We start from the raw sequence: 24,360 nt of genomic DNA, 5'->3' as shown, positions 1-24,360 counted from the left end.
GCTTCGCTTTCGCACAGATAAAACATTTGTTGCTGACGCTTCGCTTTCGCACAGATAAAACATTTGTTGCTGACGCTTCGCTTTCGCGCAGAGCAGAGCTTCCTGGGGGCGTCCGATGAGCTGCTTGGGCCAAAAGGATGTTGGTCACGAAGGCGTTATCACAGGACGTGATGCTTTTAGCCTCCGTTCCTCTATTGCTAATCCCCAAGGAGTCGCCCAGCCTCCACTCCAATCAACTTATTTACATAGTAGACGTTTTAACAAAAGTCATCCACGACCTTTGGTGATGAACTATCAAGAAGCAATCAATCAGAGGTTAAAAAATCCCCATTCACTTCAAAAGTGAATGGGGATTGGGGATATTTATTTTTACTTCGATTTCATAAACAAGATCGTTTTTTGACGAAACATTAAAATTAAACATAAAATCTTCATGTGAACTATTCTATTACATATACAATGCTGCAAGGAATATACCTAATGTCTCTTCATAGATGTCCTCGAACTGGCTAAGTGGAAGCGGATTTGTACCACTACCCAACTCAACGGTAAAGCCAGGTCTACGCCAATCCTGGATAAACCAATCCTTATAGCCCGCATAACTGCCTGCTGAATTGATAGGCTCGTAGCCACTAACCCGGCTAAACTCATTAACAAGGATTTCTGACTCTGGTGGTTCGAGATTTTCAAAACCCCAATAAATAACTCTACCTTGTGTATGAAACGCAAGAACTCTGGCAAAATCGCGCTTCTTTGTTAAATCAGCCATAGCAATGGCCTCGGGCTCAGACAAAGGTTGTGGGCCTCCAAAATCTCTTGGTCCAGGTGTTTTTGGATTTCGTGCGTTTTCGAGCTCCCATTTTGCAGGAAACTGATCGTTCAAATCGACACCATGTATATTTGCCTTCCAACCAGAGAAATCGGTGCTGCCGTTATTCAAAGTAATAAGCTGATTTCTTAATGCTTCGTCATTAGGTGGTCCTTGTAATACTAAATCAACACCATCGGGATTGACCATCGGAACGATTGAAAGAATTGTTTGCTGGTACAGTGGGAGTAGGGATAAACCGCGAATTGTATTTTGATTGGTGAGAGATAGTAGGTAGTCGTTTATAAAAGTTAAAATAATCGGAGTTGTTATCCACTCATTTGCATGAAAGGAGCCGTTATAATGGACACGTTTAGCTCCGTTCCCGATTAGAAGCTCTGGAATTTCATGCTGTAAAACAGAATGTCCAATGGTAGAGCTTTGTAGAAACGGGTAAGCATCGAGTAGTTTTTTGATATCGTTTATCATGGTCGTGTAAGTATAATTTTGTTTACCATTGATGAGCCTCCATGTGATTCGTTGGGGAATGCGAATGGTCTGGTCAATTTGTAATTGATTTGGATTTAAACCAGGGTTGACAAGCAAAATGGCGACTAATGGGAGATTTCTGCTTTGAGCTATTTGCCAAAAAGTATCTCCTTGTTTTATTTGATAATTGACTGTAATAAACCCCGGAATTCGAATGCGTTGTCCAACCCTTAAAAATTGAGGTTTAATAGTTCGATTCGAATCTATAATTAGTTGAAGAGGTATTTTAAACACTTCACTAAAATGCCAAAGAGAATCCCCTGGTCTTACGAAAATGTCCACGATTGTTCTCTCCTTACTATCAATTATGCCTCGGCAAAAAGGCCAATATCATATATATATGAAAAGAATATGGGACTTATTAACTTTTAATGGCTCATCACCAAAACGTGTGGTTGATTTCCGTTCCGACTGGGCGCTTTCCTGGGGGCGTCCGATTAGCCGCTTCGCTTCGCTGCAGGGTCTCGGGCCAACAGATGTTTTTTGCGCGAAAGCGAAGCGGCAGCAGCACCGATGTTGGTCACGAAGGCGTTATCACAGGATGTGATGTTTTTAGCCTTCGTTCCCCTTGCGCTGATCCCCGAGGAGTCGCCCAGTCTCCACTCCAATCAACTTATTTACATAGTAGACGTTTTAACAAAGTCAGCCACAACTTTTGATGTGAACTTTGTTAAGTATTCCTCGCAAAGAGGTTATTCTCTTAACCTAAGAGGAAGAAACTGTATCACTTTTTGATGTACAATAATACTAGATAATAGAGTTTATGTCAGGTAAAGGTAGGGAAGCAAATGTTAAATAAATTAAAGATAGGTATACGAACTAAAATTACGTTAGGCTATATTGTTATCATACTTTGTTTACTTGCATCAGTGATCATCTTATATCAACAAATTTCCTCTCTACAAAACGAAAGAAATTATATTATCAAGAAAGACTCAAATATACAAGCTCTAACCAATCGCATTGAAAAGTCCTTTTTAGATATGGAATTGGGCCAGAGGGGCTTTGTTATTACAGGTGAATCAAGTTATTTAGAGCTTTATAACGAAACCAGTGAAAGTTGGAAATCCGATTTTAATGAACTATATAAGCTTTTAGAAAAAAATCCAACACAACAAGAGAAGTTAAATGAGATAAAGACGACGATAGAGCATTGGATTACAACATCAGGCGAACCTTCTATTACATTAAAAAAAGAAAACAATACTGAAGCGTTATGGAAACTCTATAAAGTAGATATAGGCCGTAAAAACATGGAAACAGTACGTGATCAGTTTGAATCACTCCGTTCAGAGGTAATTGCATCAATGCAAGCCCGAGTAAATGACCTGGACAAGGGGAATAGTATTGTAACACTTACACTGCTTGCCATACTTGTATTTACCTCAGTTGTTGCAATTGTCATTGCAAGTGGTATTTCTCGTTCAATCGTAAAGACGTTAACTGAGGTTACACGAACGATCCGAGAAATCGCTGCTTCCAAGAGCAGCCAAAAAGGAAGAATACATGTTAGAACGAATGATGAAATCAATGCTCTTGCAACTGCTACAAATGAGTTGTTGGATGCGCTTGAAAGAAGAGAATGGCTACAGTTGAATATCGCGGAAATTGTCACAAAATATCAAGGTGTTTCTGCCATAACCAAATTAGCTGACATCTTCCTTTCAGAAATAGCGCAAAAAACGCAGTCTTCCCTTGGCGCATTATATGTCCGTGAAACTACTGATAATCGTATACAGTTTGTAAAAAAAGCTGCTTTTGCGGACGCAACGGATAACGTTGGAATTGAGAGCTTTAAACTGGGACAAGGCTTAATTGGACAATGTGCTTTAGAAAAAAAGGTTTTAATTTATAACGATATTCCAGAAGATTTCCGTTTAATAGGCACTGGTTTAGGGAAAGTACCGCCAAAAGGTATTTTTATCGTCCCTATAATATTTGAAAATGACGTAATCGCTGTTGTTGAATTAGCTACAATAACTAGCTTTAATAAGCTGCAGCAGGAATTAGTGAAGCAAGTTATCGATACTTTTGGATTAACGATCAATAGTGTCCTAGGGCGTATGGAAATTGTCCGTTTATTGAATGAGTCAAGAGCTATGACAGAGGAATTACAGGCACAATCTGAAGAGCTTCAGACACAATCAAAAGAATTACAGATGCAAACAGAGGAACTGACAATGATTAATGACCAATTGGAAGAAAGAACAAAAGAGGCAGAGTTAAAGTCGAGAGAATTAGAACAAGCTAAAAAAGAATTAGAGGAAAGTGCGGAACAGCTGTTACTAAATTCAAATTATAAATCTGAGTTTTTAGCCAATATGTCACATGAATTACGAACGCCACTGAATAGCATTTTAATTTTATCTGAAATGTTAGCTGAAAATGGCCAAAATACTTTATCAGAAGAGGAAGCTGAATTTGCAAAGGTTATCCATTCTTCAGGTGGAGATCTGCTGGCATTAATTAACGATATTTTAGATTTATCAAAAGTTGAGGCAGGCAAGTTGGATATTAGTTTTGATGAAATGAATATGAGTGAGGTTCCTGTACAAATGGAGCAAATTTTTGCGCCTGTAGCAACGAAGAAAAATCTACAATTCTATATTTCGAAAGACGAAAATGTAGTCGATATTTTCTATACTGATGAACAAAGATTCCAGCAAATATTGAAAAATTTATTATCAAATGCCTTTAAATTTACAAAGCGTGGCTCAGTTCATCTTGACATTAAACAGCTTAGTGAAGAACAGGTAACAAATAAAATGCAGGATGTGAGTGCTGACTGGTTAGAAATCACAGTTTCCGATACAGGTATAGGGATTCCGAAGGACAAGCATCAGCTTATTTTTGAATCATTCCAACAGGCTGATGGGGCAACAGTACGTAAATACGGTGGAACAGGTCTTGGCTTGTCCATTTGTAAAGAGCTTGCGAGATTGCTTGGCGGCTGGATTTCTTTACAAAGTAGTGAAGGGCAAGGTAGTACATTCACACTAATAATCCCAAGCTTGCCAAATGGCATCGAAGAGCAAAAACGTCTAGAACTTGCTATTCATGAGGTAGGGGCTGCTAATGAATTAGAAGAGCTAATGGAAGTGCTATCGGAGAATCAGGATTTCTCTCAACAAGAGGTAGAAGTTTTTCAAGGGAAAAATATTTTAATTGTAGACGATGATTACCGTAATATATATGCATTAAAAAATGCACTCGAAAAACGAGGTATGAATATTTTAGTTGCCAAAGATGGGGTAGAGTGTTTAGAGGTTATGCAAGCTAATGATGAAATTGACCTTATTCTGATGGATATTATGATGCCAAATTTAGATGGCTATGAAACGATGTCGATTATACGCAAACAAATGAAGATTACAGATTTACCGATTATTGCTTTAACAGCGAAGGCTATGAAAAATGATCGAGATAAAACATTAGAGGCTGGTGCTTCAGATTATATAAGTAAGCCATTAAATTTAGATCAATTAGTATCCGTTTTAAGAGTATGGCTAGTTTAAGGGAGTTAATAAGATGGACCCATTGCCTTTGCAGCAAAAAATGCATACAGATTTAGAAATTGATTTATTACTTGATGCCATTTATCGTTTATCAGGATTTGATTTTCGACAATATAATCGATCTTCTATATCGCGAAGGATATATAGTAGGATGAGGATGAGTAATATTCCAACCATTTCTCGTGTACTTGAAAAAGTAATACACGAAAATGAGTTTTTAGAGCAACTATTGAATGATTTTTCTATAAATGTTACTGAAATGTTCCGTAACCCTAGTTTTTTTAAGGCTTTTCGCCAAGAGGTTGTACCGTATCTAAGAAATTACCCTGAAATTCGGATATGGCATGCAGGATGTTCCACAGGTGAGGAAGTATACTCCATGGCTATTTTGCTACAGGAAGAAGGGTTAATGGATCAAGCAGTTATTTACGCTACGGATATGAACGAACAAGTATTGGAACAGGCAAAAAAAGGAGCATTCCCGATTAACAAAATGCAGGCATATACGAAAAACTATATGCTTGCAGGCGGCAGCCATGCTTTTTCCGAATACTACAGAACAGATTATCAATATGCTTATTTCCATCCGTCGCTGTTAAAAAACATTATATTTGCACAGCATAATTTAGTAACAGATCAATCGTTTAATGAATTTCATGTCATTATGTGCCGAAATGTATTAATTTATTTTTCACCTGAGTTACAAAAGCAGGTTCATCATTTGTTTTCCGAAAGCCTAAGTGATCATGGATTTTTATGCTTAGGAGATCAAGAGGCACTACGATTTGAAGATATTATTTCGAAATATAAAGAAATCATAGGCAATGAAAAAATATTTCAGAAGATCAAGTAAGAAAAAAACGGGCTGTTTCCTAAGTTTCTCCACAGTAGAGACTTAGGCAACAGCCACTTTTTATGTAGTTTAATGTGCCTGTATCATTAGTACACACATATCATCTGGTTGATTCCCTTGTTTCTCCTTAGGCAGTAAATGGTCAATCAGACGTCGAGAATGATCCCATTTCGTAGATATTAACGTTTGTATATGCTTCTCGGATTCCATTTCACATGGTCCCATTGCCTCCAGCACACCGTCCGTATATAAAATAATTTGCACGTCCTCATTGTATTGAATGAATTGCTTTTGCACGTCAATCTCATCAAAAAAGCCGACTGCACAGCTTCCACGATTTAAATGTACGAGCGTTTTTTCATCAACTAGAGCATAGCCAGAAGGATGACCAGCGTTCACATATTCAATGGTTTTTTGTTCTGTATCTATCACTAAATAAATAGCTGTGAAATAAAAAAGATTGTCGTCTTTACCATTTCGCAAAAGGGTCATGTAACGGTTTAACTCTTTTATCACTAATTCGGGATCTTCTAATTGTTTAACAGCTTCTCTTAGGACAGAGGAGATAAACATACAAACAAGCGCTGCAGAGATACCATGTCCCATCATATCAAGCAAAATGCAGGCGTATCGGTGATCATTTATTTTATGCCAATAATACATATCCCCTGCTAAATTAGAAGAAGGAAGATAAGAGACCTCTATTTGAATATTCGTCTCGTTTAAAGGAGTGCTCAAAAGGCTTCTTTGTACATGTGTTGCTAAATCTAATTCGTATTGTATTTTCTTTTCTTGCTGAGTATGCCAATCTAATTCTGCTTTCAATCGTAAAGCAACCCGAATTCTAGCAAGAAGCTCGGTTTTATTAATCGGCTTCGTAATATAATCTACTCCACCGATATCAAGTGCTTCCGCAAGCGTGTTTTTATCTTCTAGAGCGGTGACAAAGATAATTTGAATATCTTTTAATCGTTCATCTTGCTTAATACGTTTGCAAGCTTCAATACCGTCTACTTCAGGCATCATAATATCTAATAAAATTAAATCCACTGAATTTCCTGTTGGATTTGGTGCATCTAACTGTAAATAATCAAAAAGCTCATAGGCAGATGTTAGAGAAACACAGTTATCATAACCTGCATTTTTTAATATTTTTTCAATTACAAATAGATTGACTTGATTGTCATCTACAAGAAGAATGGTCATAATTATTTCCCCTTATTCTGTCTGAATTAGTGCAGATTATTTATGAATGTATTTAATAACTCTCAACTTTATTATACAAAACATTAGAGAATAACGGTATTTTGATCGATGGAGGGAGTTTTTAAATAAGTGTAGGGCCAACAAGAAAAAGTCAGCCCCAAAATGTATTTTATTTTAAAATTCTAGCCTTTTTAAAGCCACTATAAATATCAAATGCATTTGCTATGATGGCGATAGCAATGCTGACGAATAATATTCGATCTATAGCAAACAAAATCTTAGCAGAGGTCGTTTCCGTAATCGCAGCGATATAAGGTATAGCGGGACTGTGTATGAGATCAGGGTGAATAGCCATGAGAATAAAAACAATAATTCCTGTACATTGAAGAAGAGCATTAGCTACGGCAATTAACATTGTCCATTGGCCAGCCTTCAATTTCCATAATGTTAACGCTACACTTAAAACGATACAAATTAAAATAATCGGTGCAAAGGAGAGTAAGACATCCTGATTGAATATAGGCATAACAAATTTAAAGCCAACTTTATTGTGAGAAGTATAGATTCCTATAAGGTGATGAGCATTGAAATAGACAAAGGAAAAGATAGCAATACCTAAGAAACTAAAAATATTATCATGAAGTGAAATCGTTTTTTCCTTAGGAATTATTTTAACTTTAGCTAAATCATCAGGTGTCCATTCTGGATGGTCCTTTATAAGGGGTATTCGAATATTATTTCCTCCGGATCGTTCTATGACAATGAAAGTAACTGTAATCCAGAATAGTACGTAGATGATTACGGAAATAATATGAGCGATAGTTATAGAAATAGTATTAATAATAGCAGACAGAAGAGCACCACCTTCTCCACTATAAAGCACAATACTTTCTATCATCTGTACAATAACTGTAATAATTATTGCCCAAGGAATAACTAATTTTATTGTTCTAATATAAGTATCAAACACTTTTGGACCGATTAATAATCGTGGTGTGTTTTGATAGCTTGCTGCAACTTCTACAGGACTTCCTAGATTTTTAAGCACTTCCTTTATATCTGATTCTGAATAATCTTCAGGTAACATATTTTCAATAGTAGATTTTAACTCTAGACTGGTTTCATCACGTTTATCTTTGTGAATCCTTTTAGTTACTTCATGAATATATGCATCAATCAGATTCATTCTTTCCGTCTCCCTTCAATAATTCATGCTGTCCAAAGTCCATAGCTGTACATTCCTTTTCGAGCTGAGCTATATGCACCCAACCCATCATATTTCTGAGCTTTACATTTGGCTGTATCTCAACTTCTTGTAATCACATCCTAATGCCAGAATCGACGAGGCAATGAGAATAGTGTACGCAGTTCATTAGTATTCCGACTTGCTCGAGACGTTGAATAAGGGGATAGTTACTAACCGGTTTATGTAGTTGGCTTAAAACAACAAGCACTAATGTTTCACTTTGGACTCTTAATGTAGTCATCAGACAGTATTATTTGCACGTGGTAATATATGTTATTATCGAGAGCTGAATTTAATGTAAAAAAAAATGATGAAAGAGCGTGCCTTATAATTAAAATAGTGTAGGATGGGGATGCATATGAGGTTCGTTGAAGAATTATTGAAGGAAGAAGATTTTACATCAGGAAGGGTAGTTTACAGCCAACAAAATGCGACTCCATGATTTTGAAATGAACCTTCATTCCAATGAGAGGAGTCGACCTAATTTGTAGTTGATTTCCTTCGTGAAAAAGAAATGCTGCCAACGAATAAATGGCTCATTTTTCTAAGGTTCAGATGTTTTGCTTACTGTAATAAAGCTATTGTTCTTTTTTCATAATGAGTGATGAGCTTACAGGTCGTTCCAATGGCGTAATGTTAATAATAAAATAGCTAATAATTAATATTAAAATAATAAGTGAATAAATTAAGGTATTAATGGGATGGTCATGCTCTACGATAATTAATCGAATCATGGCCGTAATCCCTATATATATAAAGTACCTTAGTGGAAAATGATAATTCTCTTTAAAATATTTAATAATCATCGTGATAAATTCAAAATACAAAAAGAAAATAAGAATGTTAGCGAGGAAAAGCTTATAGTCTCCGCCATCGTTGTTGAATAATAAAATTTTAAGGAATTGAATGAGTTCTTTGCAAAGTAGGAAGGATAAAATGAGCGCTAAAAGTACAAGGCAAACATTTAGAAACAATTGTAAAGATTTCGGTACAGCCTTTATTAATTGTAAGTAAGTCGAGTTCTTTTGGTTCACAGAATTCCTCCAATCTTGTAAAACGTCCTAAGTGAATATGAAAAACTAAATAGAGAATACATAATCATATGGTTGAGTGTCATCATTTTATGATTTGAATATAACATTTTATCGTAAATGTAGATGCGCTAATTTGTAAAGTTTTGGTATATATTGAATCGTCACCAAAAGCAAACGTATGTTATGTATATAGGTTGATTGGAGTGGAGGCTGGGAGACTCCTTGGGGATCAGCGATAGAGGAACGAAGGCTAAAATCATCACATCCTGTGATAACGCCTTCGTGACCAACATCGTGTTGGCCCGAGACCCTGCAGCGAAGCGGCTCATCGGACGCCCCCAGGAAAGCGCCCAGTCGGAACGGAAATCAACCACACGCTATGGTAATGAGCCGATATATTCATGAAAGAAAGTTTTTAAAATAATTTAGCTGTATGCTAAAATAGATGTGCATGAATATAAAATTTAAAAGGGGTTTTTAAAATGGCTAAAGCAGCAAAAGCAGGAAAAATTACACCAGAGCGTTTAGAAGAAGCATTAAACGTACGTGACCGTCTTACTATCGAGTTACTAGTACAAGTACTTGATGAAAAGCTTGTAATTGAACGTCCAGTATTACGTGAGCGTGTAGCAAACCTTGTAGACCTTTCTGATTACGATGCAGAATTAAAAGAAACGATCCACGCTGTTATTAACAAACTATAATTTTAAGGAAAATGCTACACGTAATCGGTAGCATTTTTTCTTTTGCTGAAAAGGTGCGTTTTCAATAAAAGAATTGGTCAGTCAAGAGCCGAGAACGTTCGGGTAGCTAGAAGAAGTGATCAGGTAAGAGCCAACCCTGCTCGGGTAACCCGAAGAACAAAACGGCTGAGAGGCTAACTGCATAATTGCTCAACACAGCCCTATATAAAGCTCCTACAGAATAGAAAAACGCAATCCAAAGAAAAACCCAAACAAGAATTTGTGCCATTCTTGTTTGGGTTCCCTTTGTTGTTAGTATACTTTATCTCCATTAAAAATAGAGTTTTTCACAATTACATAATCTACATTTCGAATGGCATCTAGTTTATTGCCACCTGCATAGGAAATAGATGATTGAAGATCTTGCTGCATTTCAATTAAAGTATCTTTGATGCTGCCTTTATGTTCAACAAACATCTTTTTACCTTCAACATTTTTACGTTCGCCTTTTTGGAATTCAGAAGCAGATCCGAAGTATTCCTTCACAGTTTTACCGTCGATTTCGATTGTTTCACCAGGTGACTCTTCATGACCTGCAAATAATGATCCAACCATCACCATTGAAGCACCAAAGCGAACCGATTTTGCAATATCACCATGTGTACGAATACCACCATCAGCGATAATTGGCTTCGTTGCAGCTTTTGCACACCAGCGTAGTGCAGCTAGCTGCCAGCCACCTGTACCAAAACCAGTTTTGATTTTAGTAATACATACTTTACCTGGTCCAATACCAACTTTTGTTGCATCTGCACCAGCGTTTTCAAGTTCACGCACTGCTTCAGGTGTGCCCACATTACCAGCAATCACAAAGCTAGTTGGTAGATGTTTTTTAATATGCTGAATCATACGAATGACAGCATTTGAATGACCATGTGCAATATCGATTGTCATAAAATCAGGCACTAAATTAGCTGCTGCTAATTCTTCTATAAAAGAATATTCCTCATCTTTTACACCAACACTAATTGATGCGATTAATCCACGAGCTTGCATATTTTTGATGAAATCGATACGTGTCTCTGGATTAAAACGGTGCATGATATAAAAGTAACCGTTTTCAGCAAGCTTCACAGCAAGACTTTCGTCGATAATTGTTTGCATGTTTGCTGGTACAACAGGAAGTTTGAATGTATGACCGCCTAAAGTAACAGAAGTATCACATTCTGAGCGACTTTCTACAATACATTTTGCGGGAATTAGTTGAATATCCTCATAGTCAAATACGTTATCCATTATAAACACTCCTAAAATACGAATATTTTTTAAGTTTTAATTTAAATCGTTCGTCATTTGGTAATTTACATTATTTTCGAGCAAATGTCAAAGCTTTTATCTAAATTAATAAAAAATTGGCAGGAAAGAACAGGAATTACGCGGAATATAAAGATATATCCTTTTTTCTTTAGAATGGGAAGGAGGTTTAAGTTTATCTTTTTTCAAAAGAAGAAAAGCAATTTTTTGATTGGTTCATCTAAGATTTGTATTATTATTTGTTAAGCATGTAAAATAGAATTGTTTCGAAAATGACAAAGGGAGTGTTGGAAATGGCAGTAGAGGTTTATTTAATTTTTAATGGAAATTGTCGAGAGGCTGTATCTTTTTACGAGAAAGCTTTTAATACGAGCAAGCCTGAAATTATGACATTTGGAGATTCACCACAGAATCCAAGTTATCCATTACCAGAGGAAGCAAAAGATCTTGTCATGCATACGCGACTTTCGATTTTTGGTAGCACTGTAATGTTCTCAGATACATTTCCAGGACACCCATTCACAATTGGAAACAATGTAACGTTAGCCGTTGTCTCAGACGATGAGGCTCAGATGCGAAAAGCTTTTGATGGCCTTAAAGATGGTGGCGAGGTTAAGATGGAGCTACAAGAAACGTTTTGGAGTAAATGTTATGGCTCCCTTACTGATAAATTTGGTGTTGAATGGCAATTTAGTCATGAGGAAAATAAATAAAATCACTATTAAAAAGCACGATGTTTTTGGAAAGTCTCCATTAACATCGTGCTTTTCTTTTTAGTATTTAAAACGATTCACATAGCTTTGTAATTCATCAGCCATATCGAGAAGCGCTTTTGAGGCTACAGCCATTTCCTGCATTGAAGACAACGTTTGTTCAGTAGAAGCGGCAACTTCCTCTGACGCTGCTGCATTTAATTTAGCATGATCTGTTAGTTCTATAGCTGTTGCAGAAACTTCTTCGACTACTGCTGACATCTCCTGAGCAGATGCAGATATATCCTCCATTTTCGGAGCAATTTCGTGTAGACGCTTAATGATACTTGCGAATTTTTTACTTGTATCTTCTGTTAGCTGTAAACCATCCTGGACATCCGCTGAAGTCTTCATCATTGTTTGAACAGACTTAGCCGTATCTTGCTGAATGCCAGTAATTAGTGCAGAAATCTGCTCTGCTGATTGATGGGATTGCTCTGCTAACTTTCGCACTTCATCGGCGACTACCGCAAAGCCTTTCCCGTGTTCTCCAGCTCGCGCTGCCTCAATTGCAGCATTAAGGGCAAGCAGATTTGTTTGCTCTGAAATAGCGCTAATAATTTCTAAAATAGAACCAATTTCTTTTGTTCGATCATAGAGTGATTTAATCATCGTATCCGATTGTGTCACAGATTCATGAATCGAGACCATTTGATTAACAGTTTGTTCTACTGCTTGTCCGCCTTCATCGGCCAACTTTATAGCACGGCTCGATAAATCTGAAACCTGCATAGAGCTATCAGCGATCTCGACGACTCCTTTTGCGATTTCCTCAATAGAAGCAGCATTTTGGTCAATACTAGTTGTTTGTTTTTCTGTACTGATAGCAACCTGCTGCATAGCTTCAGTAACTTGCTCAGAAGCAGCTATATTTTGTTCGGCATTCGCAGATAAGCTATGCGCTGAAGTTTGTACATGTTGGGAGCTTTGATCAACGTTACGAATAAGTTTTTTTAAGTTAACCTTCATGGCGATAAAGGCTTCCCCAAGCTGTCCAATCTCGTCTTTCGAATGAATGTCAATAAAAGCTGTTAAATCGCCCTCGCTAATTTTGATAGCGCTTTGTTTAAGTCGATTGATCGAATTAACGATAGATTTTATCATGAAAAGCATAAAAATAATGCCAACAATAATAGAAATAGCGATAATTATTAAGTTGATATTAAAGGTCGAAGCAGCAGCATTTGCAGCCTCTGCTGTAAACATGGTACCAACGACTTTCCAGCCTGTTAGCTTATTTGTAACAAATTGAAGTTGACGATCTTTTTCTATAACAGTACCACTATCTTGTTCATAGATTTTAGTAATATAGCTTTCTGTTGCTTCAGCACCACTTTCTTTATTTGGTTCGGCAATATAAATTTTATTACTATCTAAAAGTGAAGCAAAGCCAGTTTCTCCAATGCGTATATCATTCGTGATGGTACTTAATCTAGATATATTGACATCTAGCCCTATTACCCCTGAGCCGTCTGGTAAAGCCTGAGTAATCGTAAGAACGATATCACCTGTAGTCTGTGTAACGTAGGGGGCCGTAATAGATACTTGGTTTTTGTCAGCTTGCATATACCAAGGTCTTTTACGAGGATCAAACCCACTAGGGTATTTTTGAGCAGGCTCATCCAGTAGTCTCCCATCAGCGGTTCCGATATAAATTAGCTCCACCTCTGGATGCATGTTCATGTATTCGTGGAAAAGAGATTTAAGTTCTGTAATTTTACCTTCTTGTAAATAAGATTGATTAAGCTTGTTTGAAAAATATTGAACGTCTTTCACTTTTGGCTCAATCGTGTTAGTAATATTCGTATTAAGCATGCGCACACTTTCGGTTGCACTTGCTTGTTGCTCTTTTGAAATTTGCTTTTCAGCACTTTGGTAAGACACAATTCCAATTAACAGTGTTGGGATGAGAAGTATTGCTAAAAACGAAAAAATGAGCTTTTTCCTTAAACTTAGTTGTTTCACTTGAATTATCCTCACTATGATATTAGTATTTTAAACTTTGTTTTAACACCGAATATTGAGTATGTAATAATGCCTTAGTGATCGATCTCCTGTTGTTGCAGTTGTGGCTGTCGCTTTGCTTTCGCACAGACAAACATGTTGTGGCTGTCGCTTCGCTTTCGCACAAAAAACATCTATTGCTCTAAGAGGCTCATCGGATAATCGACCCTGTTTTATGGTGATAGTTTTATACCTTTACCTTTCTATGTAAACAATAGACGGCTAGGCTCATTTTACCAAAAATAAATTAAAAGTTAAGTACTTTGTAATAACTGTTCACTATATAGTAGATATCATCAATTAATACTTTGAAATTCTCCTAAAAACGATAACCGCTAGATGACATATAAAGCTACTTTTTGATGTATACTAATGCTCAAAAGAGGAGGGAATTGTTTCATGATTCGACAAATTGGACAAGTAATGTTGTATGTAAATGATCAAGATACTGCCGTGAAGTTTTGGACAGAAAAAGTTGGATTTGTTGTAGTTGCTGACCAAGAAGAGGGAGGAGTACGTTGGATTGAAATTGCTCCTACTAAAGAAGCTCAAACTACCTTTGTTCTACACAATAAAGAAATCATTGCAAAAATGCAGCCTGACTTAAATTTAGGGACACCTTCTATTATGTTTTATGCTGATCATATAGAAGATCTATATCAAGATTTTCAAGCAAAGGGCGTTAAAGTAGGAGATTTAGTAATGATGCCAATGGGCAGGGTTTTTAATTTTGCTGATCACGAAAATAATTATTTTGCATTAGTAGAAAAATAAACCTTAAACCTTATCTGACTTAGAAAGAGTAAGTTTGAATCTGTCCAATTTTGATTGCGGAAATCGGACAGATTTTTGCTTTTTTCCCTATATAAGTACATGGTAACTTATTTTAAATCTTCTCCAAAAATCCCTACAGTTTGACGGTCAACGCTAAATTCATTGCCATCCCATTTCAAAATATTTTCTACATAACCTAATCCATCGGCATGAAATCTGCCTGCTATAGCCTGATACGCTAAAATTTCATAGATGCCATCACGTTCATAGTCCACTGGATACAATCCGCTGATTGGATCAACCCATCCTTGAATAGGCTGCTTTAGTGTACCGTCTTGATTATAAATTTCTGCTAAATAATCCGGACCTTTGTATTGTAAATCGATGATATATTGTTTTTTTGGATTCATGCTACGCACGGCTACTTTATATTGATTTTGATAATTAACAGTGTACTTTAGTTTATTATTAAACGTTTCTGCATCAAAAATTGAGCGTATTTTCCCGTTTACGGAGGCAAACATTTCGCCGTTGATAATACCACCACTACCCCCTGTGTCAGAAATAGCTAAAATATCTTCTAGATGATTCCCGGTAAAGTCACCTAAAAATATAGTTGGGTTGTAGCCGACGCTTTGTTTTAGCATTATTTTTTCGAATTGATGTGTCTGTCCGTAAAAAATCACAAGCGTTAGGTTTTTCCACAAAGGACTATCTGGCGTTTTATTCCCCATCAAAAGAACAGTTTCAAGTAAGCCATCTCCATTAATATCCCCAAATTTCGTCTGGATAACCTGAGGGGTCATAGGCGAAATAGGCATATTATTTAAGGGTGGATTCATATTATTAGTCATACATGCACCTCTTTCTATAGTGTTAGCATATGTTGTAAACATGGCTTGGTGAAAAAAAGAAGACGTGTTCGTAATGGGTATAAAACTTATAAAAAAACTTATAATTAACCCATTGACATTTTTAAATGCGAAAAGTATCATAAGTGTCAACGAATCAGAAAATTCAGTACCACCCATTCTCTTGCTACAAAACGTAGTTAGAGATTTTTTACAACATTAATTCTTAGTAAGTATATATGTTTTATACATTTTGGGAAGAAGGAGATTTTCTTGAAGAATTTATTTGTTAAAACAAAGCAACAACAGTATTGGCTCGATCAGCTAGCATCTATTTCAGAGTCAATCAAGGCTGAAGCTAAAGAAGTAGATGAACAATCTCGTTTTCCATTCGAAGCACATAAACTACTTCTGCAAATTGGTTATCCAAAACTAACTTTACCGAAAGAATATGGCGGTGAAGGATTAGCAGTCTATGATATGGTACTCGTTCAAGAAACGTTAGCAAGCTACGACGAGAATGCTTCACTCTCACTAGGATGGACATTAGGTGTTGTAGGTGAACTATATGAGAAAAAGCTATGGACAGACGATTTACTAAGTTCATTTGCTCAGGAAATAAAGAACGGTGCAATTATAAATAGGGCTGCGAGTGAAGCGGCAACAGGTAGTCCAACACGTGGAGGGCGACCTGGAACAAATGCTATTTCAAAAGAGGCAGGTTGGTTCTTAAATGGACGTAAAATCTTTACGACAGCCTCCCCGGTACTAGATTACTTCTTAACATCAGCTTGGATTGAGGAGAAAAATCAAATTGGTTACTTCCTTATTCATAAAGATGCCCAAGGGCTTTCAATTGAAGAAAACTGGGAAATGTCTGCAATGCGAGGCACAAGCAGTCATGACCTAGTGTTAAAAAATGTAATAGTCCCTTCAAATCATTTAGTAGAGTTACCAAGTCACCCAAGTGGTGGCAAGATAAATGGTTGGATTCTACATATCCCAGCGACATACTTAGGGATTGCGCAGGCAGCTCGCGATTATGCACTGCATTTTGCAAATCATTATCAACCTAATAGTTTAAATGCTCCAATTAGTACATTACCAAATGTGCAGCAGCTTCTAGGTGATATTGAATTGAAGCTATATCAAGCGCGCTTTGTACTGTATGGGGTTGCCGAAGCTTATGATGACCCAGCTAGACGTGAGCTTTTGGCAAATGAAATGGCAGTTGCTAAGCATACGGTAACAAATTTGGCGATCGAAATCGTCGATAAGGCAATGCGTGTAGTAGGAGCTAAAAGCCTACAATTAACCAATCCATTACAGCGCTATTATCGAAATGTTCGTGCAGGGCTTCATAATCCGCCGATGGATGATATGACAATTATTAAATTAGCGAGTACCGCAATTGAACAACAAAAATCGACTGAACATCAATTACAAAACAATGGAGAATAAGGGGAAATGACATATGTTTAAACAAAAGAAAAAGATTTTCCAATTGGCAGCAATCGGGTTGGCTTCACTTGCTATTTTAACAGGCTGTAATTCAGGTGAAGCTTCAGATAAAGACTCAGAGGATGGCGGGAAAGTACGTACAGTGAAGGTTGCATTTGATCAGGCGTCTAAGCCAATTAGTTATCTAGATGATAACGGAAATCCAACCGGCTACGATGTGGAAGTCATGAAGCTAGTGGATGAACAGTTACCTGACTATAAGTTTGAATTTGTAGGCACGACTAGTGATGATTTACTAATTGGTGTTGAGCAAGGGAAATATCAAGTAGGAATAAAAAATGCCTTCTTTACGCAAGAACGTACGGAAAAGTTTATTTTCCCTAAAGAATTTTTAGGCTTAAGTAGTGCAGGTTTAGTATTACGTAAAGAGGATGAAGGTGTAAAAACATTAGCTGACTTTGCGAAAAAAGGTTATTCATTAGCACCAATTGCTGCGAATAATGCTCAATACACAATTATTGATGAATTTAATAAGGCCAACCCAGACAATCAAGTGAAATTACAGGCTGGAGATGCGTTCACTGTCGATGTTGTGCAATGGGTAAATGAAAAACGTGTCGATGGTGGTGTGATGATTGAAGGTCCATTTAAACAACAAGTTTTAGCAGAAGATGGGCCTTATCATAATTTAAAGGATGACGTAGTTTACAACGAATTTTCCGTAATTAAAACATGGCCGTTATTCAATAAAAAGGAACAAGAATTTGCGGATGCTTATGATAAAGCTATAGCAAAAATTAAAGAGCAGAAGAAAACAAATGAATTAAGCACTAAGTTTTACGGTCGAGATTTATTTGAAGTGTTAGAAACTGTGAAGCGCTAATAGGCGGTAGTTGATCAAAGGAGAGGCCTCTTGGAAGAGAAAGTGTTACTAGCTACTACCAAATAAAAGGCTGTTGAGTCAGTATACTCAGCAGTCTTTATTCATACAAAGAGAAATATTGTATCAAGTATGTTGATTAGGGAAATATGTTGGCTAATTGTTCGGTGATAAAAGGATTATTTGTTGATATTTTACCTTATATATGAGCATATATAGCTGATTGTAGTGAAGGGCTACTTGACTCCCGCGGGAAGGCGAGACAGACGAGACCCTGAGGCCAACATGATGTTGGTCACGAAGGCATTGTCACAGGACGTGACGCATTTAGTCTTCGTTCCTTCAGCGAAGGAAGCGGCTCGTCGCTCGCCCGCAGGAAGCCTTGCTCTGCGCGAAAGCGAAGCGTCAGCAACAAATGTTTTATCTGTGCGAAAGCGAAGCGTCAGCAACAAAGCAAGTAGCCCGTAACGGAAATCAGCGTCTTCTAATTAATTTTAGTGAATAAAATGGCTAATCAATACACCTGTTACTTGTACATTTATATAAAGGTTGGTGAGGAAATGGAGAAGTATTTTGATGCATCATACATTTGGAACTCAATTCCTGTATTATTGCCGTTTTTAAAAGTTACCTTCCTAGTCGCGGGATCTTCCATTGTACTAGGCACAATATTTGGCTTACTATTAGCGGCTGCTAAGTTAAGCTCAATAAAATTGCTGCGAAGATTAGCAAACTTATATACAACGATTATGCGTTGTACACCATCTATCGTCTTATTATTCCTCGTATATTATGGTGTTCCAGCGTTAGCGGAAAACTTCGGCATAAATCTCCATTCAATCGAAACAGCCATTTTCGTAGTCGTAACGTTCACATTACAGTTTGCAGCGATTATGTCAGAAGTTATTCGTTCTGCCTATTTAGCCATTGATAAAGGGCAATTCGAAGCGGCTGTTAGTGTGGGATTAACGCCATTCCAAGCCTATCGCCGTATTATTTTTCCGCAGGCACTTGTTATCGCTTTACCGAACTTTGGGAATGGAATGATTGCGTTATTACAAGAAGGAGCGCTCGCTTATACAATTGGCTTAATTGATATTGTCGGAAAGGCAAATTTAATTATTGCAAGTAACATCAATGCACATGCATTAGAAATATATATTGCTTTGGCTATTGTTTATTGGGTGCTGTCGATTATTATCGAAAAATTCTTTGCTATGCTAGAAAAGTTTTTTGGTAAGGGGAAAAAGACATTAGAGACAACGTAAGGAGGCGTAACCATGAATTATCAATTTTTAGTTGAAACATTTTTTGTTGCATTATCAGGTGTACCTATCGCACTCCTTGTGACAATTGTTGCTATGCTTGTTGCTTTACCACTAGGCTTTCTACTAGCACTAACCCGGATCAATAAAATCCCGGTGCTCCATCATTTAGCAAAGATTTATGTCTCCTTTGTCCGAGGTACACCAATAATCATTCAAATCTTTATTATTTATAGTAGTATCCCATTACTACTTAAAATTATTTTTGAAAAATATAATATTGCCTATGATATTTATAAAATCAATCCGATTTGGTACGCATTTATTGTCTTCGCATTTAGTACGACAGCAATTTTAATAGAAGTATTTCGTTCTGCTTTAAGTACGATTGATAAAGGTCAGCTAGAGGCTGCTCATGCAGTAGGCTTATCAACATTCCAAGCCTATCGCCGTATAATAATTCCGCAGGCTTTAGTAGTAGCGATGCCAAATATTTGTACGGCTACAGTCAATCTCATTAAAGCGACGTCTTTAGGCTATGCAATGTCCTTACCCGAAATCACATTAAAAGCTAAGGTAGCTGCCAATGTTGGCTACAATTACGTAGAAGCATATATTGATATTTTCATTGTGTACTTAATTTTATGTAGTACGGTTGAATACATTTTTAAACGATATGAAAAACATTTAAGTAAATTCAAAGTGGCAAAAGCCTAAGGGGTGAACGAGTATGTTAGAAATTAAAAATATCCATAAGTCATTTGGTACCAATGAAATTTTAAAGGGTGTCGATTTAGCCATTGATAAAGGAGATGTTGTTGTCATTTTAGGTCCCAGCGGCTCGGGAAAAACAACATTATTACGTTGCATTAACTTTTTAGAGAAAGCCGACCAAGGACATGCAACATTTGGCGATATCCAAGTAGATTTTCAAAATGTGAAGAAGAACGACGTACATTCCATTCGACAACGTGTAGCCTTTGTATTCCAAAACTACAATCTTTTCACGAATAAAACAGCGCTAGAAAATGTGACAGAAGGGCTTATTATAGGACGTAAAATACCAAAGGCAGAAGCAATTGAAATTGGCAAAAAGGCGCTTGATAAAGTAGGCTTATCAGAAAAATATGATGCCTATCCAAGCCAATTGTCCGGAGGTCAGCAACAACGAGTCGGTATTGCACGAGCAGTAGCGTTGAACCCTGAAATTATTTTATTTGATGAACCGACTTCTGCACTTGACCCAGAGCTGGTAGGAGAGGTCCTTCAGGTTATGAAAAACATTGCAGCGGAAGGGACAACGATGCTTGTTGTCACACATGAAATGGGCTTTGCAAAAGACGTAGCCAACCGAGTAATTTTTATGGACGGTGGTGTCGTTGTAGAAGAAGGAAGCCCTCATGATATATTTGTTAATCCGAAAGAGGAGCGCACGAAGAAATTCTTAAAACGTGTTATTCCTGAGGATTATACGTACTATATTTAAAGATAAAAAAAGAGAATCTACAAGCTTTCAATGGAAGCATGCAGATTTTCTTTTTTAACTTCTTTCAGCGGGTGTCCAAACACCCACCGAACAGAGGAACTCAGTCTAAAAACGCCACGTCCTGTGGCAATGACTGAGTGACCAACATCACGTTGGCCCAAAGCCTCCGGCGGATGTCACGGAATCGGAAAGGAGTGCTTTGTGCAAACACAAAGCCGATTCCGGACGCAATTATGCCGAGGCATAATTGATATTAAAGATCTAAAAAGTGGGTTAACTCATTAATTGAATAGATATGCAATTCGTGCATAGCTCGTGTACAAGCTGTGTAGAAATAATTACGTTCTGTTTCTCTAGAATAATTAGCTGCGGAAGCATTGTATATCAAGACAGCGTCGAATTCAATTCCTTTTGCCATGTAAGCAGGCAACAGTAAAATACCTTTTTTAAATTGATTTGTATGATGGGTAATGAGTTGAATATCTACTTGCTCTTTCAATTTATCAAAAACCATTGTACATTCTTGCTCTGTTTTACAGATGACTGCAATTGTTTCGAACTTTAGGGACAAACTGTTAATCTTTTCGACAAGCTGCGCCATTAAATCTATTTCATTCGGAACCATCGTGATGGCCGGTTCGGGGCCATTTCTATTAAAGGCTTCTACTTTGGCGTCCCCGTGTAAAATCTTTGAAGTAAGTTGAATAATTTGTTTTGTTGAGCGATAACTTTTCGTTAATATCATTTTTTCTGCTTGTTCACCATACAATTGTGGTGTCAGCAGTGAAGGGTTTTTAAAGGTATGAGGATGGATAGTTTGATGTCCATCGCCCAATATAGTCATACGTGCACGTGGGAATAATTGCTGTAATACAAATAGCTGAAATGGAGAATAGTCTTGCGCTTCATCAACTAAAACATGACGAATCATCGTATTTGTTCGTTGACCTTCTATTTTGTCCTGCAAATATAAAAATGGAGCGGCATCTTCATATGAGATAATGCGCTTTGCTAAATTAGGGAGTGTATGTTGACAGATTTCTTCCCAATGGTCGGGTAAAAAGTTCTGTAATTGCTGATGAATAATGTTGTTCATATCAAACAATTGACGATAAATGCCTAACATATGAACGAACTTTAATTGTTTCACAGATTGACGAAGTGGCTTGAACTGTTTTTTGACAATTTGGAAGGCTATTTTCTTGCGCTCTTGCTCAAAATCATCAAAGGAGTTTTCTGAAAACCGGCCTTCATGTAAAAGCTCGCTATAGGTTTTTGTATACTCTTCAATGTCTAAAAGTTCACTAGCTTCTTCTACCCATTCTTTCGCTCGTTCGGCCTTTTCGATTTTCGATAATTGTTGTAACAACCATTCTTTCACTAACTGCAGTCGATTTGGGATGGGAATTGTCGCATTGAACGAATAAAAGTACTCAGCAATTTCTTGAGCTGTAATAATTCTTTCTCCGCGAAAAACAATATTTTTAAACAGCAAACCTTCATTGGCAAGGTACTCTATATATTCGTCCATCATTTCCCGATATTTGAGGCTAGCTTTGAAAGAAATAGTAGTAAGCTTCGTTTGGTAGAGCAAGTCATCTTTCTCTGTTAAAAGTGACTCCAATTGCTCATAAGGATATTCCAATTGGAACTGTCGTCCTAAACGCTTTGTTGCATATTCGGAGAAGGTTAATTGCTGCATATTATCTTCACCTAGATCCGGTAAAACAGTATGAACATATTGATTAAAGAGCTGATTAGGTGTAATCAATAAAATTTGATCAGCAGTAATCTGGTCTCGATAATGATATAACAAATAAGCAACACGTTGGAGTGCAACAGCCGTTTTTCCACTACCCGCGACACCCTCTACGATTAAATAAGGAGTGTTGACATGTCGAATAATTTTATTTTGTTCAGCTTGAATCGTTGCTACGATGCTACGGATATGCTCGTTTGCATTTTGAGCGAGAATATCGAGTAATAAATCATCACCGATTGTTAATCCTGTATTAAACATCGATTGCAATTGACCATTCTTAATGATAAATTGCCGTTTTAAAAGCATATCACCTTGAATTTCTTCAGTGGACGCTTCATAAGTAGCTGGGCCAGGCGTGTAATCATAATACATACTTGATATAGGGGCTCGCCAATCATAAATTAATATATTTTCATTCTCTTTATCCATTAAGGTTGCTACACCGATATAAATCTTTAAAGGTTCGTTATGACCATCCTGTAAAAAATCAATGCGAGCAAAATAGGGTGATTGCAGTAAACGGTCATAAATTTTTACATCCTTGATGACACGTTGCTGAGCATGCTGGGAATCAGCTAAGAGCTCTGCCTGCTGTTTAATAGCATAATAGGTTTCGTCTATATCCTCAGGAGTATCTAAATTTACTCTGACGTCATCCCAAAAGGTTTTCTTTAATGTTAAAACATTGTCTTTAACATCCTTTTCCTTTTGTAGTAACGCCTCTTTTTTGTGACCAACTGTGTTTAAACAAAGAACAAGATACTGTTTTTCTTCTGTCCATTCATTTTGCTTTTCCAACGTCACTCACATTCCTCTCCATATAATTATTTGTATGGCTTTTTTATCGGGAAATTTATCATACAGCTAGTTTAGAAAGAAGTATAGTCTAGTAATTTTGGCAAATTTATGATACAATAAAGTTATAAAAGAAAATCAGATTTTTAATAAAAAGACTGTTCCGGAAAAGTTGGGGCAGTCTTTTTTTATATCCATATTTCTCCATTGTGAAGGATGTTGCTTTTGTGGATAGTCACCTAAATTTTGGTGTGAGATCGTGTATATAAGTTGATTGGAGTGGAGGTTAGTCGACCCCTTGGGGTTCAACGTCACAGATAAGACCCTGGAGCAAGCACCTATAGGAACGAAGGCTAAGAGTATCGTGTCCTGTGATAACGCCTTCGTGACCATCGTCGTGTTGGCCTAAGTGGCATATAGGACGCCCTCTAGGAAAGCGCTTAGTCGGAATGGAAATCAAACTCGCGTTATGGTAATTATCCCAATGTTCCTTCGTTATCATTTTAACCATCAAAAATTATTCTCCATACTTTAAAGTTAACTTGATGATTAATTTTTGATAAGTAAGAAGAATAGTCGGTGATTACTACTTGGGAAATGTGTTTTTATAAATGATGTAGACATTTGAGAGGAGGGTGAAAAATGAAGGTGATATTTACAGTTTAGGTACCTGGAAGTGGTAAGAGCGCGTTTGTTAAGGGGCTAGCAAAAAACGAAATACGCTTATTCTTTCAAGTGATGCTATACGTTAATAGTTATTTGGTGTCGCTACAAGATAGAAATCGCGAATGGCATTCTGTTTTTTGTGTGAGCGTTTGAATGTGGCTAAAGGTCAATCTGTTATTGTTGATGCGACAAATATCGAACGGGAATGTAGGGTATTCGCACTAGGTAAAATGTTCGATTGTTTGAAAGTTGGATGTTATTATTTTGATACTAGATATTTGTGGTGAGTATCAAAAATACAATAAAAAATGAGAGAAGTTCCGATGGTGATAATGGAAAAAATGAGAAGGAATATAGAATTGCCGATATTGGGGGAGGGGTTTGAAGAGGTTCATATTGTGTATGAAGCGAGCCTGTATTAAATCTCAAAAGAGCAATTTATTCCAGAGCCGACTC

Annotated in this window: 19 protein-coding genes; 10 read left to right on the top strand and 9 right to left on the bottom strand. The window is 37.0% G+C overall.

Annotated elements, in window-relative coordinates:
• Positions 1-448: 448 nt before the first annotated feature.
• Positions 449-1,639, bottom strand: coding sequence for a M14 family metallopeptidase (locus tag ACQKN2_RS13095; protein WP_427415327.1), 1,191 nt, complete (start codon positions 1,637-1,639; stop codon positions 449-451).
• Between the two features lie 506 nt (positions 1,640-2,145).
• Between ACQKN2_RS13095 and ACQKN2_RS13090 the strand changes: the two genes are divergently transcribed.
• Both ACQKN2_RS13090 and ACQKN2_RS13085 read left to right on the top strand, forming a co-directional pair.
• Positions 2,146-4,872 (top strand): ATP-binding protein, encoded by a 2,727-nt coding sequence (locus ACQKN2_RS13090; protein WP_427415326.1) that lies wholly within the window; start codon positions 2,146-2,148, stop codon positions 4,870-4,872.
• 13 nt (positions 4,873-4,885) lie between these two features.
• Complete coding sequence (locus ACQKN2_RS13085; protein ID WP_427415325.1) at positions 4,886-5,725, top strand: CheR family methyltransferase; 840 nt, start codon at positions 4,886-4,888, stop codon at positions 5,723-5,725.
• A 69-nt stretch (positions 5,726-5,794) separates the two neighbouring features.
• Here the strand turns inward: ACQKN2_RS13085 and ACQKN2_RS13080 are convergent, their stop codons facing one another.
• The 3 genes from ACQKN2_RS13080 to psiE form a co-directional block, all read right to left on the bottom strand.
• Entirely contained in the window at positions 5,795-6,931 is a 1,137-nt protein-coding gene (locus ACQKN2_RS13080) for a SpoIIE family protein phosphatase (RefSeq protein ID WP_427415324.1), read from the bottom strand.
• Between the two features lie 169 nt (positions 6,932-7,100).
• Positions 7,101-8,117, bottom strand: a complete 1,017-nt coding sequence (locus ACQKN2_RS13075; protein WP_427415323.1) for an HAAS signaling domain-containing protein — start codon at positions 8,115-8,117, stop codon at positions 7,101-7,103.
• Between the two features lie 638 nt (positions 8,118-8,755).
• Entirely contained in the window at positions 8,756-9,211 is a 456-nt protein-coding gene (psiE, locus tag ACQKN2_RS13070) for a phosphate-starvation-inducible protein PsiE (RefSeq protein WP_323648479.1), read from the bottom strand.
• Between the two features lie 482 nt (positions 9,212-9,693).
• Here psiE and ACQKN2_RS13065 point away from each other — a divergent pair, with 482 nt between their 5' ends.
• Positions 9,694-9,915: a phosphate-starvation-inducible protein PsiE gene (locus ACQKN2_RS13065; protein ID WP_427415322.1), complete on the top strand. Its 222-nt coding sequence runs from the start codon at positions 9,694-9,696 to the stop codon at positions 9,913-9,915.
• Positions 9,916-10,206: 291 nt separating this feature from the next.
• Here ACQKN2_RS13065 and guaC read toward each other — a convergent pair whose 3' ends face one another.
• Entirely contained in the window at positions 10,207-11,190 is a 984-nt protein-coding gene (gene guaC, locus ACQKN2_RS13060) for a GMP reductase (protein ID WP_427415321.1), read from the bottom strand.
• A 311-nt stretch (positions 11,191-11,501) separates the two neighbouring features.
• On the opposite strand from guaC, the gene ACQKN2_RS13055 reads away from it, so the two are divergent.
• Positions 11,502-11,921: a VOC family protein gene (locus ACQKN2_RS13055; RefSeq protein WP_427415320.1), complete on the top strand. Its 420-nt coding sequence runs from the start codon at positions 11,502-11,504 to the stop codon at positions 11,919-11,921.
• Positions 11,922-11,981: 60 nt separating this feature from the next.
• On the opposite strand, the gene ACQKN2_RS13050 is transcribed toward ACQKN2_RS13055, so the two are convergent.
• Positions 11,982-13,925 carry a methyl-accepting chemotaxis protein gene (locus ACQKN2_RS13050; RefSeq protein WP_427415319.1) on the bottom strand — a complete coding sequence of 648 codons (1,944 nt, stop codon included), beginning with the start codon at positions 13,923-13,925 and terminating at the stop codon, positions 11,982-11,984.
• Positions 13,926-14,363: 438 nt separating this feature from the next.
• On the opposite strand from ACQKN2_RS13050, the gene ACQKN2_RS13045 reads away from it, so the two are divergent.
• Positions 14,364-14,738 (top strand): VOC family protein, encoded by a 375-nt coding sequence (locus ACQKN2_RS13045; protein ID WP_427415318.1) that lies wholly within the window; start codon positions 14,364-14,366, stop codon positions 14,736-14,738.
• A 107-nt stretch (positions 14,739-14,845) separates the two neighbouring features.
• On the opposite strand, the gene ACQKN2_RS13040 is transcribed toward ACQKN2_RS13045, so the two are convergent.
• Positions 14,846-15,592, bottom strand: coding sequence for a hypothetical protein (locus ACQKN2_RS13040; RefSeq protein ID WP_427415317.1), 747 nt, complete (start codon positions 15,590-15,592; stop codon positions 14,846-14,848).
• A 270-nt stretch (positions 15,593-15,862) separates the two neighbouring features.
• On the opposite strand from ACQKN2_RS13040, the gene ACQKN2_RS13035 reads away from it, so the two are divergent.
• From ACQKN2_RS13035 to ACQKN2_RS13015, 5 genes are all read left to right on the top strand, one after another.
• Entirely contained in the window at positions 15,863-17,050 is a 1,188-nt protein-coding gene (locus ACQKN2_RS13035) for an acyl-CoA dehydrogenase family protein (RefSeq protein WP_427415316.1), read from the top strand.
• 13 nt (positions 17,051-17,063) lie between these two features.
• Positions 17,064-17,933 carry a transporter substrate-binding domain-containing protein gene (locus ACQKN2_RS13030; protein ID WP_427415315.1) on the top strand — a complete coding sequence of 290 codons (870 nt, stop codon included), beginning with the start codon at positions 17,064-17,066 and terminating at the stop codon, positions 17,931-17,933.
• Positions 17,934-18,490: 557 nt separating this feature from the next.
• Complete coding sequence (locus ACQKN2_RS13025; protein ID WP_427415314.1) at positions 18,491-19,198, top strand: amino acid ABC transporter permease; 708 nt, start codon at positions 18,491-18,493, stop codon at positions 19,196-19,198.
• 12 nt (positions 19,199-19,210) lie between these two features.
• The gene (locus ACQKN2_RS13020) at positions 19,211-19,912 is read left to right on the top strand and encodes an amino acid ABC transporter permease (RefSeq protein WP_427415313.1); all 702 of its coding nucleotides are present in this window, start codon (positions 19,211-19,213) and stop codon (positions 19,910-19,912) included.
• Positions 19,913-19,925: 13 nt separating this feature from the next.
• Positions 19,926-20,681 carry an amino acid ABC transporter ATP-binding protein gene (locus ACQKN2_RS13015; protein ID WP_427415312.1) on the top strand — a complete coding sequence of 252 codons (756 nt, stop codon included), beginning with the start codon at positions 19,926-19,928 and terminating at the stop codon, positions 20,679-20,681.
• A 17-nt stretch (positions 20,682-20,698) separates the two neighbouring features.
• Here ACQKN2_RS13015 and ACQKN2_RS13010 read toward each other — a convergent pair whose 3' ends face one another.
• Positions 20,699-20,842, bottom strand: a complete 144-nt coding sequence (locus ACQKN2_RS13010) for a hypothetical protein (RefSeq protein ID WP_427415311.1) — start codon at positions 20,840-20,842, stop codon at positions 20,699-20,701.
• Positions 20,843-20,934: 92 nt separating this feature from the next.
• The gene (gene helD, locus ACQKN2_RS13005) at positions 20,935-23,247 is read right to left on the bottom strand and encodes an RNA polymerase recycling motor HelD (RefSeq protein ID WP_427415310.1); all 2,313 of its coding nucleotides are present in this window, start codon (positions 23,245-23,247) and stop codon (positions 20,935-20,937) included.
• Positions 23,248-24,360 lie beyond the last annotated feature (1,113 nt).

This window comes from Lysinibacillus sp. NPDC093688 (genome assembly GCF_050280145.1).
GTDB classification, from domain to species: Bacteria; Bacillota; Bacilli; order Bacillales_A; family Planococcaceae; genus Lysinibacillus; species Lysinibacillus xylanilyticus_B.
This window is presented reverse-complemented; position numbering and strand designations above follow the sequence as displayed.

Excerpts from the sequence above, each read along its gene's own strand:
- ACQKN2_RS13090 (WP_427415326.1), top strand. The coding sequence starts at position 2,146 with ATGTTAAATAAATTAAAGATAGGTATACGAACTAAAATTACGTTAGGC.
- ACQKN2_RS13085 (WP_427415325.1), top strand. The coding sequence starts at position 4,886 with ATGGACCCATTGCCTTTGCAGCAAAAAATGCATACAGATTTAGAAATT.
- ACQKN2_RS13080 (WP_427415324.1), bottom strand. The coding sequence starts at position 6,931 with ATGACCATTCTTCTTGTAGATGACAATCAAGTCAATCTATTTGTAATT.
- ACQKN2_RS13075 (WP_427415323.1), bottom strand. The coding sequence starts at position 8,117 with ATGAATCTGATTGATGCATATATTCATGAAGTAACTAAAAGGATTCAC.
- ACQKN2_RS13065 (WP_427415322.1), top strand. The coding sequence starts at position 9,694 with ATGGCTAAAGCAGCAAAAGCAGGAAAAATTACACCAGAGCGTTTAGAA.
- guaC (WP_427415321.1), bottom strand. The coding sequence starts at position 11,190 with ATGGATAACGTATTTGACTATGAGGATATTCAACTAATTCCCGCAAAA.
- ACQKN2_RS13055 (WP_427415320.1), top strand. The coding sequence starts at position 11,502 with ATGGCAGTAGAGGTTTATTTAATTTTTAATGGAAATTGTCGAGAGGCT.
- ACQKN2_RS13045 (WP_427415318.1), top strand. The coding sequence starts at position 14,364 with ATGATTCGACAAATTGGACAAGTAATGTTGTATGTAAATGATCAAGAT.
- ACQKN2_RS13040 (WP_427415317.1), bottom strand. The coding sequence starts at position 15,592 with ATGACTAATAATATGAATCCACCCTTAAATAATATGCCTATTTCGCCT.
- ACQKN2_RS13030 (WP_427415315.1), top strand. The coding sequence starts at position 17,064 with ATGTTTAAACAAAAGAAAAAGATTTTCCAATTGGCAGCAATCGGGTTG.
- ACQKN2_RS13025 (WP_427415314.1), top strand. The coding sequence starts at position 18,491 with ATGGAGAAGTATTTTGATGCATCATACATTTGGAACTCAATTCCTGTA.
- ACQKN2_RS13020 (WP_427415313.1), top strand. The coding sequence starts at position 19,211 with ATGAATTATCAATTTTTAGTTGAAACATTTTTTGTTGCATTATCAGGT.
- ACQKN2_RS13015 (WP_427415312.1), top strand. The coding sequence starts at position 19,926 with ATGTTAGAAATTAAAAATATCCATAAGTCATTTGGTACCAATGAAATT.